The following is a 19,978-nucleotide window of genomic DNA, read 5'->3' on the forward strand; positions in this document are numbered from 1 at the left end:
GCTAATTGGAGGTTGTTTGTCGCTATCAATGAGATGCAGGTGACAAATTAAGGTTAACTTGCCGGTAGTTTGAACAGGTAGGTGCCAATGGCTCTTTTTCTATACCGCAGTCGGCAAATGTCAGCATTATTTATGTGTTTCGTTTCAACTGCATTTTTGGGGTGGGAGTAATTATTTGAAAAGTCAGCAGACTTTAATGGTTCAGGGGACAACCTCTGATGCAGGAAAAAGTGCTTTGGTGGCGGCAATCTGCAGGGTGTTATACCGTCGAGGCATTTCAGTGGCTCCTTTCAAACCACAGAACATGGCACTGAATAGTGCCGTATCCGTGGATGGGGGGGAAATTGGTCGGGCCCAGGCGGTGCAAGCTTATGCCTGTGGTCTGGAACCCCATACTGATATGAACCCTGTGTTGCTGAAACCCAATACGGATATCGGTGCGCAGGTCATTATTCAGGGGCATGCCGTTGACGATATGGATGCCCGGGATTATCACCAATATAAGCCCCGAGCCATGGCTGCGGTGCTCGAGTCCTATGAGCGTTTAAAGCGCCAGTACGATGTTATTCTGGTTGAAGGGGCTGGAAGTCCGGCGGAAATTAATCTCCGAGACCGGGATATCGCCAATATGGGATTTGCCGAGGAGGTAGACTGCCCGGTAATTATTGTTGCCGATATCGACAGAGGTGGAGTGTTTGCACATTTGGTGGGAACTCTGGAACTGCTTTCAGCCAGCGAGCAGAACCGTGTTAGAGGGTTTGTTATTAACAAATTTCGTGGCGATATAGGGCTGCTGAAACCGGGTAACGAGTGGCTGGAACAGCGGACTGATAAGCCGGTGCTTGGAGTATTGCCTTACCTGATGAATCTGCATTTGGAAGCCGAAGATGCTGTTGCCAGGGATACTGTGGCCAGCGTTGATAAATGTTTACTGAAGGTCGTCGTTCCTGTCTTTCCGCGAATATCCAATCACACTGATTTTGATCCTCTTCGCCTTAATCCACAGGTTGATATTCAGTTTATCGGACCCGGACAGGCAATCCCAGCTGCTGATTTGATTATCCTTCCTGGATCCAAGAGTGTCGCTGCTGATCTCGAATGGTTGCGAACTCAGGGCTGGGAGAGTGCTATCCACAAGCATCTTCGTTATGGTGGAAAGGTTCTGGGTATCTGTGGTGGTTTTCAGATGTTAGGGCAGGAAATTAATGACCCCCATGGTATTGAAGGACCTGCAGGGTCCTGCCGGGGGTTGCAGTTACTGGATTTTAACACGACTTTACAGCCGGGTAAGCAGTTGCTGCGGGTCAGCGGAAAGATCAACCTTCCAGGAGCGCCTGTCATTGATGGATATGAAATACATACGGGGATAAGTGAGGGGTCTGCACTGGAGCGATCTGCGGTTAGTCTTGAAAATCGTTCTGATGGGGTTATATCAGAGGATAACCAGATTCTGGGTACTTATCTTCACGGGCTGTTTGAACAAAGTTCGGCATGCTCAAGCTTGCTGGAATGGTCGGGAGTTGATAAAGATCAGATAAAAACACTAAACTATCAACAGCTTAGAGAAGAGGGTGTCAATCGTCTGGCTGACACGGTGGAAGAGTATCTGGGGTTTGAGACTCTGGCAAAAATATTAAATCTCTAATTCGATTTGAATTTTTCCAGATTCACTTCCAAACTAGAGGGAAGGAATATTATACGGCCGTTTGAATATGTTGAACCAGATCAGCCCAACATAGGTTGCTGATAGTACAGAAATTGGATATTTTTGATCTAATTGTCTTGATAGGGGAAGATAAATTGGCTCAAAAATATACTATACGCTGATCAATCAGGATTTTGATACTATGGTTTTTCACCATAAAGTGGCGTAGGTTTGTACAAGGAAAATTGTGAGCCTTTACTGGAGACTCTGTCATCGTCTGCAGGTTTGCTGAGGCTCTCAATACCGGCCAATTACCAGAGGTCTGGGTAGTGATTTTATGTACCCCTAAACAATCTCAACACTGTGGCTGTCTAGATGTTTTATACAGGTCATTGATGATTGCTACCTTGCTTTTGCTGCCATCTATGCATGCTTTTGGTGATGTTCTTTCAGGAGATTTGCAGCATCTTTCAGTCGAGTACCTGCCCGTTACACTAGTCGTTAATACTCCTGTCTCTATGGAGATAAGCCTTCAAACAGATAGTTCTCAGCCTTCAGGTCGATCTGACAACGCTGTCCCCATGATTTCACCAACTAAACTCGATGACTCTGTTACGGAAGCGGATACAAGGGAGTCTGTGGTTACAGCAGCGGAAAAGAGCGGGGCAGACACTACTGGGTTTGACTGGGGGCATATCTATGTGCGCATAGGTATTGTCATCGCTGCTGGACTGATGTTCATGAGCGTATTGCTTAGTTACTTTAACAGGAGGTTGCGTCGGGAAGTTGAGCAACGCTGGCGTGTTGAGGAAAAACTGCAAGATAGCGAAAGCCGTTTAAGCCTGGCTTTGTGGGGCGCTAACCTGGGTTGTTGGGACTGGGATCTTGATACAGGGCTGGTTCATATTGATGCCCATGGTGCTGAAATGCTTGGTGGAAAAGCAGAAGCGTTGGATGTTGATATCAATCAGGAAGATAAGATTGCGGAAATATTCCTATCGCTTGTAGAGGATATGGATTCTGATGAGGTTAAGGCTGAACGGCACATTAAGGTGAATTCAGGGTCTCGTTGGGTGTTAATCAGAGGAAGACGGTTACGGCATAGCTCTGGTCGATCACGGGCCTTTGGCACGGTGATGGATGTCAGTACTGATCATGCGTATCAGGAAAAGTTAGTCAAGCTTTCAATTACCGATCCTTTAACGGGTCTTCTCAATCGCCGCTATTTCTTTGATCGCCTGAATCAAAGCTGTTCTCATTGTCAGCGAGACAATAATTTAATTTCTATTGCCTTATTGGATATTGATAACTTCAAAGAAGTTAACGACAACTACGGTCATTTGGCAGGCGATCAAACTCTGGCTCAATTTGCTCAGATGCTCAAAGAGGATTGTCGTCCTTATGATCTGGTGGCTCGTTTTGGAGGAGAAGAGTTTATTATTTTGTTTTTTGGTATGGGGAAGCATCAGGCGAATAAGGTTCTGGAGCGATACCAGGAGCGTTTGCGGACCACTCAGATCGTGACAGACGGTAATCGTTTATACTGCACTTTCAGTTGTGGTATAGCCGACAGCAATGAAATAGCTCCAGGTAAGCTGGGTTCTAATGAGATGGTGAAGTTGGCCGATGAGCGGCTTTATTACGCTAAAGGGAATGGTCGCAATCAAATAGTATTGGAATCGGTTGCATAGTGTTTTGAATTTTCTGTATTTTAGCTCTGGCCCCTGTAAACGATTCTGCGAATGATACTGCATTCCTGCGTATTCAGATAATGCAAACCTCCCCTGGCCGTATTGTAATTTTTCACTAACAAACCTCAGCTTTGAGGTTATAATCGCATTTTGCACAAATTCTTCAAATTCTGCTGCTGGCTGCTGATAGTAGCTTCGGTTTTTGTTACTGAGGCTGATGTACTGATGTCGCTTTTGCAGAATTAACTCAATATAACGGAGTCAAAATAGACTGTGATCATCAAACCGAAAATCCGTGGCTTTATTTGTACAACGACCCATCCTGTCGGTTGTGACGTTAACGTTCAGCAACAGATTCAATATACCCAGTCTAAAGGTCCGATTGAAGGCGGACCAAAGCGTGTGTTGGTTATCGGTTCTTCCAGCGGTTATGGACTTTGTTCGCGAATAGCCGCTGCTTTTGGTTCTGGTGCATCGACCATCGGTGTTTTCTTTGAAAAACCAGGAACTGAGCGAAAAACAGGTACCGCTGGTTGGTATAACTCAGCAGCCTTTGATAAAGCTGCCAAGTCAGCAGGTCTCTATTCTAAAAGCATCAATGGTGATGCTTTTTCTCACCAAGCTAAACAAACTGCGATTGATCTGATAAAGCAAGATCTGGGGCAAATAGATCTGGTTGTTTATTCCCTGGCATCTCCTGTTCGAAAGCTGCCTGATAGCGGCGAAGTTGTTCGTTCCTGTCTAAAACCGATTGGCGAGACATACCGTTCTACTGCGGTGGATACCAATAAGAACTGTATCATTGAAACTGAAGTTGAACCTGCCACTGAACAGGAAATTGAAGATACAATTACGGTGATGGGCGGGCAAGACTGGGAGCTGTGGATGGATGCACTTGATCAGGCTGGCGTTCTGGCTGAGGGCTGCAGGTCTGTTTCTTACAGTTACATTGGTACCAGTATCACCTGGCCGATTTACTGGGATGGCGCTTTGGGTAAGGCAAAAATCGATTTGGACCGCGCAGCCGGTGAAATCAATGCCAAGCTTGCTAAAAAAGGGGGCGGGGCAAACGTTGCGGTACTGAAAAGTGTAGTAACCCAGGCAAGTTCAGCGATACCGGTAATGCCTCTTTATATTGCCATGGCTTTTAAGGTAATGAAGGAGAAGGGGGTACATGAAGGCTGTATTGAGCAGATTGATCGTTTGTTCCGCACTCAGCTGTTTAAGGACGACGGTTCTTCATTCGAAACCGATGAACAGAATAGAATCCGCATGGATGATTGGGAGCTGGCTGATGATATTCAAGATGCCTGTCGAACTATCTGGCCGAAAGTGACCACTGAAAATCTCTCTGAGTTAACAGATTACCAGGGATATAAGGAAGAATTCCTGCGTTTGTTCGGTTTTGATATTGACGGTGTGGACTATGATGCGGATGTGAGTCCGGTCGCTGACTTTGACGTCATCAATCTTTGATCGTTAGTGTTGAGCAGGATTGTTCACGCCAGTAGATATCGTCAATAGCTTTTATTCTGGTTAAACGGAGAAGCGGTATTTTATATCGCTTCTTTTCTTGCCCTGTTTTCACTTGTTCTTTTCCAAAAAATAAAACCATATCTAAATCATGGTTTTGTGGTTTGCTTAGACTTTTGATGAATAGTCTTTTTATTTCACTTCGCTATGCTTTCGATTCTCAGAATAACAACTTTTCTTGAGGTTCGAAAAAATGGATCTGCAAGCAGCACTCACTCTAGCCAGCCAACATAACGCAGCAAACGTTATTGGGCTTCAGCTTCATGGTCGGTCTATTGAGGTCTATCGTCCCCGGTATAGTGAAGGTGGTAAACGCTGCCAGGTGGAATACCGTGAGGGCATGCTATTTCAAGACCCTGTAGGCTGTGATCTTTTAGAGAAAGATAGTCTTCCAGAGGATGCATCGCAATTGGATTATTTCGTTGCACCACTCAGTGATGACGAACTTGATGCAATTATCGATCAGCGGGGAGAGGTTATACTGCACCGCTTGTTGGAAGGCGCTCCCAACCCTGAGGGCTGTGACAGTCCGCGGCAAAAGGCAGCCTTTACTTCCTGGTGCATAGCAGCCTTAGCTCAGCGTAATGGATGAGTTTAATCATCCCTGAGGATTCGGTAGCATAACCGTGCCGCCAACTGAGCGGTGCGGTTATCAATATCCAGGTCAGGATTATATTCTGCAATATCTGCCATCCGCAGTTTACTGCCAGCCAAGCGTTTGCATTCATCTATAAGTACTTCCATCACATCCAGCGAAATTCCCCTCGGTGCAGGAGTGCTTACTCCGGGGGCATTTGCAGCAGGCAGTGAGTCCAGATCAATGGTCAGGTAGAGCGCAGCTAACGGAGTAATGAACTCCTCCAGTAACTTGAATGCTTTCTCCAGCTGCCAACCGTTTAATTGATCGTCTTTCAGGTATCTAACACCCAATTCTTTTGCTCGTTGGAATAGAGCCTGTGTATTGGAGCTTTCGCTGATACCTAAGCAGGCATAACTGAATTCGCGCCCAGATTGAACGCAGTGCTCTGCAATTTGTAAAAATGGGGTGCCGGAGCTTGGACGGTGATCCTGTTTGAGATCAAAGTGTGCATCAAAACTGAGAATGCCGATATTGCCAGTGACGCGGGTTGACAGAAATCGCTCCAGTCCAAGATAGTTTCCAACGGCTATTTCATGGCTTCCTCCGAGCACCAGAGGAAAGTGCCCTTGGTTTAAAAGCTTGTAAACCCAGTCTGTCTGCAATTCTGAAAGCTCAGTCAGGTTGCTCAGGTCACAGTGTAAATTGCCCGCATCATAAAGAGTTTTTTCCAGGTTCCAGGGCAAAGGGGCCAATGCTCTGCGGATACCGTTAGGGCCTTTTCTTGCTCCATGACGACCCTGATTTCGCCGCACGCCTTCGTCTGAACAGATACCTAGAATAGCAATGCCCGGTTGGTCCATCTGGTCTATAGGGTGAATAACCTGATGCCAGCGCTGGCAAGGTCCTTCTTCGTAGTCATCAATGCGCCCCTGCCAGATATCATTCTTCATTTCCTCATACATACTTATGGCCTCTCTGAATAGCGACAGAGTTGATGTCTAAACTAGGGTGAAAGAATGTCTGTATATATCTCCATAAGGGCAGGCTAGAGACATGTAAATGTTTGTTCAGCATAGTGCCGGGCTCCTTTTGGACTCAGTTGACTGGATAGCAGCTGGAACTCGGTAACGCTAAACGTGAAACGATGATTGTTATTCAAGGCAAGGAAATTATTTAGTTTTGGTGGGTTTTGGTGATCCATGCGTCCCAACGTTATATGAGGATGAAATTTCCTGCTTCCCAGCTTCAATGCTTTGAGTTCTGATAGCTGATAGCGAATGGCTTGTTCCAGGTTACGAAGATTCTGATCAAGCTGGACCCCAAGCCAAAGTACACCCGAACGAAAACTGCCGATGCCATGACAATTTAATTCAAATTCGGGGAACTGCACCATTTTCAGCTGCTTTGCTATCGGACTTAACTGAGAAGGGTTCACTTCGCCGATAAATACCAGCGTGATATGCCGTTGTTCGGAGGGCAACCAGCGAATCCGAGGTAAGCCCCAGCAAATTTCGTCAATTTTCTGCTTCATTGGCTCTGGTAAATCGATACTGGTAAACAATCGCATGATTCCCCCGGAAAACAATACTGAAAATGGAATATGCCTTCTGTGTATCTATCCTTAATTCAGAATAGTTTAGGAAACCTATGAATAGTTCTATTAAATAATAGCCATATTTAATGATAAGCGTAGAGATTCGCCTCTTGATGTTGACTAAATAGTCTATAGTTATACGAAGCTTAGGGATTCTATTTGGGATATTTACAATGGATGTTGAAGACTCATACCTTTTCCTTGATTTACAGCATAAGCCTATCGGCGTTCCCGTATATTCTGGACTTTTTTTCATTGTTTTTATCATTCTGCTGCAATGACAATATTTTGGCATCGTCTGTATTGGCCTGTGTTACAGGCTTTGACAAACCAAATGGAAAGAGGTGTATAAATGTGGAGCAATGAAGGTTCAAAGTTACTGGTGGTGGATGATGAGGCGGCCAATCGTAAACTACTGTCCGTAATCCTGAAGGCTCAAAAATATGATGTATTTTGTGTTGATGGTGGGGAGGCGGCGATCGAGGCTATGATCAGTTATGAACCGGATGTGATCATATCTGATGTGATGATGCCTTTGATGGATGGGTACGAGCTGACCCGTTTTTTGAAGAACGATCAGCGTTTCGAACATATCCCTATCGTTCTGGCTACCTCCCTGGCTGACCGGGACTCACGAATAAAGGGGCTGGAGGCTGGTGCAGAGGATTTTATCACCAAGCCTATTGATCGAATCGAGTTAATTGCGCGTGTCAATAATCTGCTGCGCCAGAAGAAGCTCAACGACTTATTGCGACGAAATAACCGGTTGTTGAGAGAGCATGATCTGCTAACCGGTCTTCCTGGTCGCGAAGGCTTTAGTGTCTATCTTGAGCAAGCACTTAAATCAGCAAAGCTGGCTGCTACAGCCGTTAATTTGATGACCATTGATATTGACCACTTTAAGAAGGTCAACGTCACCTTGGGACAAAAGATTGGTGATCAGGTGATCACTACAATGGCTGATCGCATAAATGCTGTTATTGGCTCTCAAGGCATTCTGGGGAGGAGTGGAGGCAATGAGTTTACTATTCTGTTCCATGACAAAGACTCGCAACAACTGATCATCCTCTCGGAGTCTATCCAGCAGGCCATCAGGAAGCTGATTATAGTTGCAGAAACGGAAGTTGTACTGACAGCCAGTATTGGTATTGCCAGTTATCCTCAGGATTCGAGCGATACAGATGAACTGATAAAGCGTTCCCAGGTGGCCATGCATCAGGCAAAGGCTGAAGGAGGGGACGCCTCCTTCTGGTATGCAGAAAAAATGGATGAAGGTGCCCATAAAAGATTAAGGCTTGAAGCAGAATTGCGACAGGCGCTTGAGCTTGGTCAGTTTGTTTTATTTTATCAGCCTCAGGTAGAGCTGCGAACAGGTCGAGTGATCGGTATGGAGGCGTTGATTCGTTGGCAACATCCGCAAAGGGGTCTGATACCACCAGCAGAATTTATTCCTATTGCTGAAGAAACCGGTTTGATAATCCCAATTGGAGAGTGGGTTTTACGTCAGGCCTGTTTGCAGAATAAGAGATGGCAGGAAAAGGGTATTCCTCCTATACGGGTGGCGGTTAATTTGTCCCCTGAACAATTTCGGGCATCTGACTTAAGTGCCAAGGTCGAGCAAGCACTCCAGGAATCCGGTTTGGAAGGGCAGTATCTTGAACTGGAAGTGACAGAAAGCGGCACCATGAAGGATATTGACAGCAGTATTGAGGTGATGAACTACCTGAAAAGTTTGGGTGTAGAGTTTGCCATTGATGATTTCGGTACGGGTTATTCTTGTCTCAGCTATCTCAAGAAGCTTCCGATTGACCGGATTAAGATTGATCAGTCATTTGTCCGTAACATGACAACAGAGCCCCAGGATGCGGTGATTGCATTAACAGTCATTGCGATGGCTCATAGTCTTAAACGAAAAGTTATTGCCGAAGGTGTTGAAACGATCGAACATGTTAATTATCTGCGTCGTAATGGTTGCGAGGATATACAGGGTTATTATTTCAGCAGGCCTCTGCCTGCAGAAGAGGCAACTCAGTTGCTGATAAACGATAGACAGATTATTTTCACGGAGCATGAAGCGGAAAGAACAAGGACTTTGCTACTGGTGGATGATGAACAGAATATTACGGCATCATTGGCCCGTGTACTCAGAAAGGCCGGCTATCGGATATTGATCGCAAACAGTGCTTTTGAAGGGTTGGATATCCTGGCAAGAGAACCGGTTGACGTGATTGTTGCTGACCAGATCATGCCTAAAATGTGTGGGACCGAATTTCTGCGGAGCGTAAAGGAATTACATCCTGATACCGTGCGAATCATACTCAGTGGGTACGCGCAACTGGAGCATATAACCCGTGCTATAAATGACGGAGCAGTATACAAATTCATGAGCAAGCCCTGGGATGATGAAAACCTGCGAGCGAGTATTAAAGATGCATTTGAGTATCTGGAGCTGAAACGCGTTTATACAGAGAAGGGTGCGATGAAAATATTGCCGTTTTCGGGTTAGCTTGCTTCAGTTTACCGGGTTGCCTGAGATAGTGGGCTTAGATCACTCTGGAAGTGATAGTTTGTGACCTTGATTGCGTAACCAGCGACGTTTTTGCAGATAATCCGGACAGTATTGCTCAACCAGTCGCCAAAACTCTGGAGAGTGATTCAGATGAACCAAGTGGCTTAATTCATGGATGATTACATAGTCAATGATAGCCACCGAAGCCATTATCAGGCGACTGTTAAGGGTGATTCTTCGGTAGCGATCGCAACTTCCCCAACGGCTTTTGTAGCTCCTTACCTTTAAGCTGGCGTAAGGCAGGCCCATATGATTACTGAGATGTTGAAGTCGATTGTTCAGGTAGGATTCTGCCTGTTGCTGGTACCATTCTTCCAGCAGCTTCAAACAAAGTTGGGATTGATACTTGGTTGATTGCTCCTTCAATTCAACCCAAAGCTGGTTGTTCCTTAGCGTAACCTGATTCCGGCTTGCTGAATGAATATGCAAAACATGTTCATTACCAAGAAAGGCTATCTTCATTCCGTTGCTAAGCTGATTATCAGCTGAAGGCTCTTGGTCACACTTCAGTAAGGTCAATTTTTCTCGAATCCAGTCCTGTCGGTCCTTAACCAGCTGTTTTAGCGTGGATTGAGGTGTGCGATAGGGTGCTAGAAGACAGACGCCGTTTTTTTGAATACGGATGCCGATACTGCCTTTACGTCGGGTATATTTGATTTCTACGTCAAATTCAAAAGTATTCACGTAAGTCAGGCTTCATGTCAAATATGGGTTGATGATCGGTTTGTTGATTGATTGCTTTGTCGACTGATAGTTACGTCTGATTATTCGGGTATCACGCGAACCTGGACGGCATCCACACCGGAACCCGCAATAATGTCTGAAATGACAACCACCTGATCTCCAGTAATAAAGGCTGCTTTTTCCTTAAGTGTTTCAAATGCAATTGCCAGCGTTTTTTCCGGATCCTGACTGAACTCAGTACGGAACGGGTAAACGCTGCGGTTAAGCAATAATTGCCTCCGGGTACGAGGGTCATTAGTAAAGGCATAAATGGGGGGCTTGTGAGGCTGGCAGTTAGTTACCAGATTGGCCATATACCCCCGGCGGGTAATGACAACGATTCCTTTGACACCAATGGATTCTGCCAGGTCAACCGTTGCTGCGGCAAGATGTTGCTTTTCATCTTTTTTGATGAGTCCTTTGGAAAACTCCAGACCGACCTCTTTTTCTGATGCCTGTGCTATTTTGTCCAGTATTTCGACACATTTGACCGGATATTTACCGACGGTTGTTTCTCCGGAGAGCATTACCGCATCTGTGCCCTCATAGATGGCGTTGGCCACATCAGTCACTTCTGCCCGAGTGGGGATGGGGTTCTCGATCATCGATTCCAGAAGATGGGTCGCGACGATAACCCGCTTACCGTGTTCGGCGCACAATCTCACCATCTTCCGCTGCACATTGGGGAGAAGTTCCACATTGATTTCAACGCCCAAATCACCTCTGGCGACCATTATTCCATCTGCTTCATCGATAATCTCTTCGAGATTGAGGACGCCTTCCTGATCTTCGATTTTGGCAATAATTTTTATTTTGTTGGCTTTCTCACCCAGGAAGTCGCGCAGTTCCCTGATGTCTTCAGCTTTGCGGACAAAGGACAGGGCAATAAAGTCCAGTTCCTGCTCCATCGCAAAGAGGATATCGCTACGGTCTTTTTCGGTAATGGCAGGGAGATTAACCCGGATTCCGGGAAGGTTGACATGGCGCTTGCTTTTTAACACGCCACCATCAATCACTCGGCAACGAAGAGTGCGTTCTCGCTTCTCCAGTACTTCGAGATTAATCAGGCCATTATCAACGGTAATTTTGTCGCCGGTTTCAACACTGCCGACCAAGTCATCATAGTTGACATGAATTGAGGTCTCTTCGACATTCTCACTCCCTCTGACAGTGACTGTAATCTCCGAGCCTTCATGCAAGTCCAGTTCATTTGCAATATCTCCAGTACGGATTTCCGGCCCCTGAGTATCCAATAAAACCGGGATCGGATACTTTACTTTTTTATTCAGTGTACGTATGGAGCGAATAACTTTAGCGTGGGATTCGTGGTCGCCGTGGGACATATTCAGGCGCACCACATTCATACCCGCATTGTAGAGCTTTTCCAGCATTTCAAGAGATTCACTGGCGGGACCTATGGTGCAGATAATCTTGGTTTTTCTCATGGAAATAGCGCGAGTCCGGTCAGAAATAATAAACGGGAATTAGCTTACGCTCTTATGTATCTTCCGGCAACGGATAAGCGCAACAAAAAAGACAGGTTCGGAAGACCGGTTGTCATCTCGTACTGATACCCTGAGGAATGTAAATTGCCCCGCTGACAAGAGGTTTATCCCTCACAGAGTTTTATCCCTCACAACGGCTACCAGTTTTTGATTTCGAATCCGACAGCAACACCGTTCTCATTATAGGCGAGTTTGGCTGTCTGATATTTTTCCTGCTGAACAATTTCTTTCAGTTTACCCAATGTGCTGAAAGGGACACTGACTAACATTGAATTGACCATCCAGTCGGGAAGATGTCCTCCGGGTTCGACGTGCTGCTGCCAGATGACTCTGGTGGTCATGTTGTTTATCGGTTCAAGACGGTAGGTGCCTTGAGAATGGCGTATACGAATGTTAGATGAGCGGTTGATCGGTTCACAGGTTGCCAGTGTATTGTTAAGGCAAAAATCAGGAGTTGCGTTAAGTTTTATGGTTATTGCCCGGGTTTTGGGGTTTTGGCTGACTCGGGCATGGTGAATAACGTCCCTGTTTTGTGCGGGGAATGGGAAGTCGCTGATTTGGTAAACGTAACGCTCGGTATAGCCCCGTGTCTCGATAATCGCAGGGTCTTTGCATTGGTGGACCCAAAGAGGGCAGGCCTTGATATCATTTAAAACACCCGACAGGCTATCGAGAGTACTGTTTATTTCGATGATACCCTTAAACTCGCGAATACTGGAACCAGGAACCTCTCTGGTAAAAACCTGTATTCCATCCTGATCTTTTGCTTTCTGCCATTCTGTATTAACAGTGTCTTCCTGCCCCAAGGACTGGCTGGAGTGTAGAACTGCCAACAACCCAACCAGCAATTCCATCAACGTAGTATTCATGTGTTGTATCTTCATATCAAAATATGTAGTTGATAATGAAGGCTAAAGCAACTGATGACGAAAATATCCATGATTCAGATGCTGAAGATCAATGGCTGTGCTCAGTTTCCTCCACAAGGCGGGCTTGTTGCTGTAATTGGTACATGGAACGGTAGAGGCTGTCTGGGGTTGCCATCAGTTGATGGTGGCTGCCACTTTCGATTATTTCTCCGTGAGACAATACCAGTATTCGATCGGCATTTCTGATGGTGGACAGTCGGTGGGCTACGACAATCATGGTAACGGTACCGTGCAGGTCATCTAATGCTCGTTGTACTACCTGTTCTGTTTCACTGTCTACACTGGCAGTTGCCTCATCGAGCAACAGAATTTTTGGTGATGTAGCCAGAGCCCGGGCAATGACCAGTTGTTGCCTTTGACCCGTTGACAGTCGTACCCCTCGTTCCCCCAGCATTGTCTGGTAGCCTTCAGGCATTGTCTTGATCACATCATGAAGGTGTGCTTTTTGGGCAGCCTGTTCTATTTCTGATTGCTTAAGGCCCCGGCCCATGTCGATATTGTCATAGATGGTTGCTGCCAGAATGAACGGTTCCTGAGGAATCAATCCAATGCCGGACCGCAACGATTGATGGCTGTATTGAGTTAACTTCTGATTATCAATCAGGATTTGTCCTGTTGAAGGCTGATAGAAGTTTAACAGCAGATTGAGCAGTGTGCTTTTGCCACTGCCCGTGTGCCCCACGACGGCATAAAGATTACCCGGAGGGATATCAATATCCAATTGTCTTAAGACTGTTTTTCCGGGCTGGTAGTGAAAATTAATATCTTTGAATAGCAGATGGCCGTTATCTATTTCATTTATCACACCCAGGGGTTGCTCTTCGGTTTCTTCAATGAGTTGATAGACCCGATTTCCAGCAACCATCGCCTGCTGATAGAGATTGAAGCGTTGAGTTATTTCCGCCAGCGGTTCGGTGAAACGGCCCAGGTAGCTTAAAAACGCATAGAGTACTCCAATCTCGGCAACACCCTCGACAACCTGCTGACCAAATCCCCAGATGATACCCAGTAGGGCCAGTATACTGAGCAGATCAATAGCGGGTCTGAGAAGGGCCGCACTGGCCTTGATGGATCGCATTCTGGCCTGATAATAGCTGTTGTTTAGATCTGAGAACTGCTTAATGAACTTCTGTTGCTGATTGCTTTCCTGAATCACCGACATACCTGAAATGGATTCGCTGATGTTGGCATTAATTTCAGAGCGCAGTTCGCGGGTTTTTGCAACGGCCGCTCCGCTGAGCTTCTGGTAAAGAAAAATAACACTGATGACTGCTGGAATGAGCAGCAGGGCAAAGAACATCAGTTGAATATTCAGGATGCCCATGGCCACGATAATACCGAACAGTAGTATGGTGTTGGTGAGGACAACCGACAAAAACTGCACATAGAGGTCTTTTATGGCTTCAGTGTCGTTAGTTATTCTGCTGACGAGCTGCCCCGTCATCGCATGATCAAAAAAACGCATCGGCAACTTCAGAATGTGACTGAATGCACGCTTACGAATATCGAGTACTGCTGCTAATGCCATGTCGGTAAATCGCAAGGTTTGTTGATAGCGAAGCCAAGCCGCTGATAGTTGGCTGATCAGATAAAAAATCAACAACAATGCCAAAGACGGAATATGGTAATTTGATTGCAACAGATAGTCGTCAATATATATTTTTGCCAGAATCGGACCGGTAACATCAGCAGCGGTTGCCAATAGAAGCAGGAGCAATGCCTTAGCCAATAAAGGCTTGTCTCGATAAACATAGTTCATCAGCAAACTGAAGGTATTGCCCTGATGTGAACTGCCGGGACCCTTTTGTTTCATGTTTCTTCCAGCCGTGCTTCCATTCGTTGATAGGTCCACATACGAGAATACCAGCCATCCTGTGTTATCAGTTGATCGTGATTGCCTTGCTGTTGCAAACAGCCATGAGTAAGAACCAGAGTTTCATCCGCATGTTCTACTGCAGATAATCGATGGCTGATAATAATGCTGCTTTGCTCATTTCTGCTGTCTTTCAAATGGGTGATTATCTGTTGTTCGGTATGAACATCCACCGCTGATAATGCATCGTCAAGAATCAGAACAGGGGCCTTGGAGAGCAGGGCGCGAGCGATACAGATTCGTTGTCGTTGTCCACCAGATAGTGTCACGCCCCGTTCACCGACCTGAGTCTGGTACGCCTCTGGAAAGCTCAGAATGTCCTGGTGTATGCAAGCGATTTTCGCTACTGCTTCTATTTCATCCTGGGATGCTGAGGGGCTTGTTAAGGCTATATTTTCGGCGATGCTGATGCTGAATAGAAACGAATCCTGAGGCACATAAGCATATTGATCACGTAGTGCTTTAAGGCTGTACTGACTTAGGGCGAGGCCATCCATCAGTATCATATCCGGCTCTGATTGCCATTGACGCATCAGTAGTTGGATCAATGTGGTTTTGCCCGATCCTGTCGGACCGACAATTGCCAGTACCTTTCCCGCAGGAAGATCAAAGCTAAGTTGGTTGAGCGTTGCTGTATGGCTGTTTGGGTAAGAAAATGTCAAATTCCGGACTCGTAGCTCAGCTCCGGTCGGAGTCAGTACCGCCTTATCATTAATGGTATCAGCGGTCTTTAATAGTTGGTCGACACGTTTGAATGCAGCGCTTCCTCTTTCAACAATGTTCAGTAGCCAGCCAAAAGCAAACATCGGCCAGATAAGCTGCCCGAGGTACATGGTGAAGCTGGCGAGCTGGCCAATGCTAAGTTGCTGTTGCCAGATAAGCCATGTGCCATAGGACATAGTGAATAGCAGGGCTGTTGACAGGCAAACATGAATGACTGGATCGTAACAGGCTTCTGCCTGGGCTACTCGATAGTTGCTGTCGGCTGCCTGTTCAGAAATACTGGAGAATGCTTGGCTTTCGATTTCCTCCCGCCCCATTGCTTTAACCAGTCGAATTCCACTGAGAGCCTCTTGTGTTTTTTGATTGAGGCGTGAGAAGCAGTCCAGAGCCTGTTGGAAGTGTTGGTGGACCGAGCGGGATATGCGGTGAAAGGCCCAAGCCATCACTGGGAACGGCATTAAAGCTACCAGTGTTAATCGCCAGTCGATAACAGCAAACATGATGATCAGTACCAGTATAAAAGTAAGCAGTCCATCAAAGCCTGACAGAACTCCTTCTCCAGCAGCTAATTCTATGGCATCTACGTCGTTTGTCGCTCTAGCCATAAGGTCGCCGGTGCTGTTGATGCTATAAAAAGCCTGACCTTGCTTACAGAGTCGCTGGTAGAAGCGGGCACGTAAAATACTGCCTAAACGGTATGAAGTTCCGAACAGAATCAGTCGCCAGCCATAACGGAGAGCATATACGCCAATACCCAGCACAAAGAGTGCTAACAGATAGGGTCTGATATCAGTTTCAGCCGTGGTGGTTTCAGTGGCAGTGATCAATTCGTCAATAGCCAGACCAATTAAATAGGGAACTGCCAGATTGAGCATTGCTACGCCAGCTAACATCAGCAGAGCGACGAGGTAAGTCCGCCAGTGTTCTCGAAAGAACCAGGATAAGTTGTTAAATAGTGTCATATAAGTCCGTCAATCTTCCCTGACAGGCGTGGACGAATTACTCAGGGAACACATAGTGTAGCTTATTCGGTGCTTGTTGATAGTTGATGTTTACGGATAAGTCCTCTTAGCTGGTGATAGCTAAGTCCCAGTCGTTCAGCCGCTTTTCGCTGATTATATTTACACTCCTTAAGCGTTTGGTTAAGGAGTCTGGTTTCAAACTGGCTGACCTGAGTTTTAAAATCGACCATTCTTTCTCTGGCAGCTGAAGGGGGGGAGGGCTCTGTTGTTTTGTCATGACCGGTTGCAGAGAGTAAATCTATGTTATTGTCTTCTTTGTCGTTTTGATGTGGGTTTTCTGCTGACTTGATGGATGCCCAAGGGCTTGTCAGTGGATCAAGTATAACGGTGCGCAGGGGCGCCTCTTCGTCAGCGCTACGGTAAACACTGCGTTCGACAGCATTTTTTAACTCACGAATGTTTCCGGGCCAGGGGTGGCTTTGCAGTTGTTCAACGGCGGTTTCATCGAATCCGGGGAAAAAAGGTCTTCCTAACTCGCGACTCATGCTGATGGCAAAGTGTTCAGCTAACAAGATGATATCTTCTTGCCTGAATCTTAATGGTGGCAGGTGAATAACGTCAAAGGCCAGACGATCAAGTAAGTCAGATCTGAACAGATTCCGTTCTGCCAGCTCTTGTAAATCCTGATTAGTGGCGGCTATCAGGCGCACGTCGGTATTTATACGCTGGTGCCCTCCCAGACGCTCAAACTCACCGTATTCGATCACTCTTAAAAGCTTTTCCTGAACTCTTAATGACGATGTAGCAAGTTCATCAAGGAACAGAGTGCCGTCATCAGCTCGCTCAAAACGTCCTTTGTGAGCACGACTGGCGCCCGTGAAAGCTCCTGATTCATGACCGAAAAGTTCAGACTCCAGAAGGTTCTCATTCATACTGGCGCAGTTAAGCTTGATAAAGGATTGATCCCATCGTCCGGAAAGGTAATGGATTCGATCTGCGATTAATTCCTTTCCTGTTCCCCGCTCGCCAACTATTAATACGGGTTTGTCCAAAGGGGCAATTCTGGAAACATGATCAAGCGTTTCCAGTAATGCTGAGGAGTGCCCGATTAAGGACTGTTTGGATATCTGCTGATTGATGTTCATGTGGCCAAATAAACCATATTTTGATCAAAAATGCTAACGATAGGCTTATTGTGCCTGCGTGTTTTTAATTCAAGAAGCATTGGAAGAATTGTTAAATATAAAAAACCTGTTATATGACAATAACATACGTTTATTTTTTATAACCTGGCACGAAACGCGCTATGTATTGGTATAAGTAAAAAGAGCTGATAACAAAAAGCTTGGTAAATGAAGAAATAAGAGGCTATCGAGAATTTTTAGATGCAGAACCGTGCAGAGATCAGCATCAACAAATCATTTTAACTAACTCTGCTTGAACCGTTTTTAAACGAATAATGTCATTTTACTGGAGAAGCAACAATGGGAATTTTTTCACGCTTTCAGGATATAGTTAACGCCAATATTACTGCGTTGTTGGACCGGGCTGAAGATCCGAAGAAAATGATCCGACTGATGATTCAGGAAATGGAGGAGACATTGGTTGAGGTTCGTACAACCTCTGCCCGTGTTATCGCGGACAAAAAAGAGCTTAAGCGCAGAGTTGAGCGTTTGCATAACGAGGCTAACGATTGGGAAAGCAAGGCAAAACTGGCGATTAGTAAGGGCCGCGAAGATTTAGCTCGTGGGGCATTACTGGAAAAAGCCAATCTTAATGAAAATACTGTTCAGTCAGAGACCGAGCTTGCTTTATTGGAAGAGCATTTGGGTGTGCTTAATGAAGAGATTGCCCAGTTGCAGCAGAAACTAAAGGATGCGAAGTCTAAGCAAAATTCACTGCTGGTACGGGAAAAAACTAATCGCTCGCGTATGGATATTCGCAAGCAGATTAATCGAGAAGCGCTAAATGATGCCTTTGATAAGTTCGAACGCTATGAGAGAAGAATGGATGATCTTGAAGGCCAGGTTGAGGCATTTGATCTGGGAGGGGAGCGCTCGCAGACGCTGGCAGATGAAATTGAAGACCTTGATAAGAATGAAAAGGTTGATGAAGAGCTGTTAGCATTAAAGACCCAACTGGAGGCTGAGCGAAAGGAAAAATAAATTATGTCGAGCTATCTGTTTTTTGTCCCAACGATCATTTTTCTGACAGTCGTTCTGCCTATTTGGTTGAGGCTGCATTATCGAACCAAAAGTCAGATGCAGAGAGGTTTGTCAGATGAGGATCGGCAAACTCTTGATGATGCGCTGGGAATGGTGGACAGGCTGGAAGATCGCCTGCGTACATTGGAACGTATTTTGGACCATGATCATCAAGGCTGGCGAGAAAGCAATGATGATTATACTGATCCGCAACAAGAACGAGGGGCCAGATTATGAGTCAGCGAAAGCCCGGTAAAGCCAATGGCTATAATATGAACCTGTATCGTAGACCCGATGATGGATGGTTTTTCGGTGTTTGTGCAGGGCTTGCGAATCATTTTGAAGTGCCGGAGTGGATGGCACGTTTGGTTGCCGTGACGCTATTTTTATTCACCGGTGAGTTAGCCATTTTGCTCTACGTAGCGGCTATCTTTTTATTGGCTAAACACCCCAGGCAGTCCCGAGTCAATCGAGGACGGGCTAGAAGAAGGCGTAAAGCGAACGGTGCTGGCAAGGCATCTAGAGATCAGTTCGATGACAATGATGAGGATTTCGTTGATGAGGGTTATGAGTCTTCTGGTCATCATGAGCATTTATTTAGCTATGGGCCTGCTCCGAGCTCCCGGTTGAAGGAGATGAAGGCAAGGCTTTCAGCATTGGATCAGAGACTGCGGTCGATGGAAACTTACGTCACATCAAAGAAGTATCGGTTTAATCAGGAAATTAATGACTTGTAAGATCGATATGTATTGTTCAACAGGATCTGAGCAGTAACAGGCCGCGTGTGGCGGCCTGATGGTATAGAGCTACATGTAGGCTGAAGTCTGGCCCGGTAGGTTTTTAGTGCTGATGTCCACCAGCGCCGTGCGCATGGCCATGAGCAGTTTCCTCTTCTGTTGCGTCACGTACGTCAACAATATCAATTTCGAAATCCAGTGTTTTACCGGCAAGCGGGTGGTTGGCATCAATATCTACTGACTTAAGACCCATTTTTATGACAGTAGCCTGTCGAATACCCTCTTTAGTAGACACTTCTATCTGTGTTCCTGGCTGTAAGCGGCCTTTTACCGGTTTTTGTCCAGGCAGCCTTATCTGTTTAACCGGGATTCGTCCTTTCGCGTCCTCGTGGCGATCGCCGTAGGCCTGTTCCGGTGGCAGGGTTATCTGAAAACTTTCGCCACTGCTTCTTCCTTCCATCGCATTGACGATGCCTTCCAGCATTCCTGCGTGTCCATGAAGGTAGAGAGCTGGCTGGTTTTCGTCAGACCGTTCCACTTCGTTACCGTTTTCATCTTTAATGCGGTAATGGAAACTCACTACTTTATTTTTTTCAATAATCATTCTGTTCTCCAGAGAAGTGTAATGGCATTGCTGGAAGCTAAGGAACCTATGAGCAAGTCTATTCGGCCTCTGCAAGACCACTGATAACACAATGGACTTATTCACA

General features: G+C 46.0%; 17 protein-coding genes. 8 read left to right on the forward strand and 9 right to left on the reverse strand.

Annotation, left to right across the window (positions count from 1 at the left end; translation table 11 throughout):
• Positions 1-196: 196 nt before the first annotated feature.
• The 4 genes from BGP75_RS25775 (at position 197) to BGP75_RS25790 (ending at position 5,461) form a co-directional block, all read left to right on the forward strand.
• Positions 197-1,645 carry a cobyric acid synthase gene (locus tag BGP75_RS25775; protein ID WP_076721751.1) on the forward strand — a complete coding sequence of 483 codons (1,449 nt, stop codon included), beginning with the start codon at positions 197-199 and terminating at the stop codon, positions 1,643-1,645.
• A gap of 395 nt (positions 1,646-2,040) precedes the next feature.
• Positions 2,041-3,336 (forward strand): GGDEF domain-containing protein, encoded by a 1,296-nt coding sequence (locus tag BGP75_RS25780; RefSeq protein WP_076721752.1) that lies wholly within the window; start codon positions 2,041-2,043, stop codon positions 3,334-3,336.
• A gap of 273 nt (positions 3,337-3,609) precedes the next feature.
• Positions 3,610-4,812, forward strand: coding sequence for an enoyl-ACP reductase FabV (gene fabV / locus BGP75_RS25785; protein WP_076721753.1), 1,203 nt, complete (start codon positions 3,610-3,612; stop codon positions 4,810-4,812).
• A 250-nt stretch (positions 4,813-5,062) separates the two neighbouring features.
• Complete coding sequence (locus BGP75_RS25790; protein ID WP_076721754.1) at positions 5,063-5,461, forward strand: hypothetical protein; 399 nt, start codon at positions 5,063-5,065, stop codon at positions 5,459-5,461.
• Between the two features lie 2 nt (positions 5,462-5,463).
• On the opposite strand, the gene hutG is transcribed toward BGP75_RS25790, so the two are convergent.
• Positions 5,464-6,399: a formimidoylglutamase gene (hutG, locus tag BGP75_RS25795; protein WP_233153030.1), complete on the reverse strand. Its 936-nt coding sequence runs from the start codon at positions 6,397-6,399 to the stop codon at positions 5,464-5,466.
• A 95-nt stretch (positions 6,400-6,494) separates the two neighbouring features.
• A complete protein-coding gene (gene thpR / locus BGP75_RS25800) occupies positions 6,495-7,016 on the reverse strand; it encodes an RNA 2',3'-cyclic phosphodiesterase (RefSeq protein WP_076721756.1) in 522 nt (173 codons plus the stop codon).
• Positions 7,017-7,395: 379 nt separating this feature from the next.
• Between thpR and BGP75_RS25805 the strand changes: the two genes are divergently transcribed.
• Positions 7,396-9,549: an EAL domain-containing protein gene (locus tag BGP75_RS25805; protein WP_076721757.1), complete on the forward strand. Its 2,154-nt coding sequence runs from the start codon at positions 7,396-7,398 to the stop codon at positions 9,547-9,549.
• Positions 9,550-9,591: 42 nt separating this feature from the next.
• On the opposite strand, the gene BGP75_RS25810 is transcribed toward BGP75_RS25805, so the two are convergent.
• The 6 genes from BGP75_RS25810 to pspF form a co-directional block, all read right to left on the reverse strand.
• Positions 9,592-10,296 (reverse strand): M48 family metallopeptidase, encoded by a 705-nt coding sequence (locus tag BGP75_RS25810; protein WP_076721758.1) that lies wholly within the window; start codon positions 10,294-10,296, stop codon positions 9,592-9,594.
• Between the two features lie 80 nt (positions 10,297-10,376).
• Positions 10,377-11,780 carry a pyruvate kinase gene (gene pyk / locus BGP75_RS25815; RefSeq protein WP_076721759.1) on the reverse strand — a complete coding sequence of 468 codons (1,404 nt, stop codon included), beginning with the start codon at positions 11,778-11,780 and terminating at the stop codon, positions 10,377-10,379.
• A gap of 197 nt (positions 11,781-11,977) precedes the next feature.
• Positions 11,978-12,709 (reverse strand): START domain-containing protein, encoded by a 732-nt coding sequence (locus BGP75_RS25820; RefSeq protein ID WP_076721760.1) that lies wholly within the window; start codon positions 12,707-12,709, stop codon positions 11,978-11,980.
• Between the two features lie 88 nt (positions 12,710-12,797).
• The gene (locus BGP75_RS25825) at positions 12,798-14,582 is read right to left on the reverse strand and encodes an ABC transporter ATP-binding protein (protein ID WP_076721761.1); all 1,785 of its coding nucleotides are present in this window, start codon (positions 14,580-14,582) and stop codon (positions 12,798-12,800) included.
• Positions 14,579-16,327, reverse strand: a complete 1,749-nt coding sequence (locus BGP75_RS25830; protein ID WP_076721762.1) for an ABC transporter ATP-binding protein — start codon at positions 16,325-16,327, stop codon at positions 14,579-14,581. The genes BGP75_RS25825 and BGP75_RS25830 overlap by 4 nt, the downstream gene beginning before the upstream one ends.
• Positions 16,328-16,389: 62 nt before the next feature.
• Complete coding sequence (gene pspF, locus BGP75_RS25835) at positions 16,390-17,472, reverse strand: phage shock protein operon transcriptional activator (protein WP_076721763.1); 1,083 nt, start codon at positions 17,470-17,472, stop codon at positions 16,390-16,392.
• Between the two features lie 339 nt (positions 17,473-17,811).
• Between pspF and pspA the strand changes: the two genes are divergently transcribed.
• From pspA to pspC, 3 genes are read left to right on the forward strand one after another with little or no spacing between them, the layout of a single operon-like run.
• Positions 17,812-18,492, forward strand: coding sequence for a phage shock protein PspA (gene pspA, locus BGP75_RS25840; RefSeq protein WP_076721764.1), 681 nt, complete (start codon positions 17,812-17,814; stop codon positions 18,490-18,492).
• Between the two features lie 3 nt (positions 18,493-18,495).
• Complete coding sequence (pspB, locus tag BGP75_RS25845; protein ID WP_076721765.1) at positions 18,496-18,768, forward strand: envelope stress response membrane protein PspB; 273 nt, start codon at positions 18,496-18,498, stop codon at positions 18,766-18,768.
• A complete protein-coding gene (gene pspC, locus BGP75_RS25850; RefSeq protein ID WP_076721766.1) occupies positions 18,765-19,268 on the forward strand; it encodes an envelope stress response membrane protein PspC in 504 nt (167 codons plus the stop codon). Before pspB ends, pspC begins: the two co-directional genes overlap by 4 nt.
• A 103-nt stretch (positions 19,269-19,371) precedes the next feature.
• Here the strand turns inward: pspC and BGP75_RS25855 are convergent, their stop codons facing one another.
• Positions 19,372-19,872: a peptidylprolyl isomerase gene (locus tag BGP75_RS25855; protein WP_076721767.1), complete on the reverse strand. Its 501-nt coding sequence runs from the start codon at positions 19,870-19,872 to the stop codon at positions 19,372-19,374.
• Positions 19,873-19,978 lie beyond the last annotated feature (106 nt).

This window comes from Motiliproteus sp. MSK22-1 (assembly GCF_001968815.1).
GTDB lineage: Bacteria > Pseudomonadota > Gammaproteobacteria > Pseudomonadales > Balneatricaceae > Motiliproteus.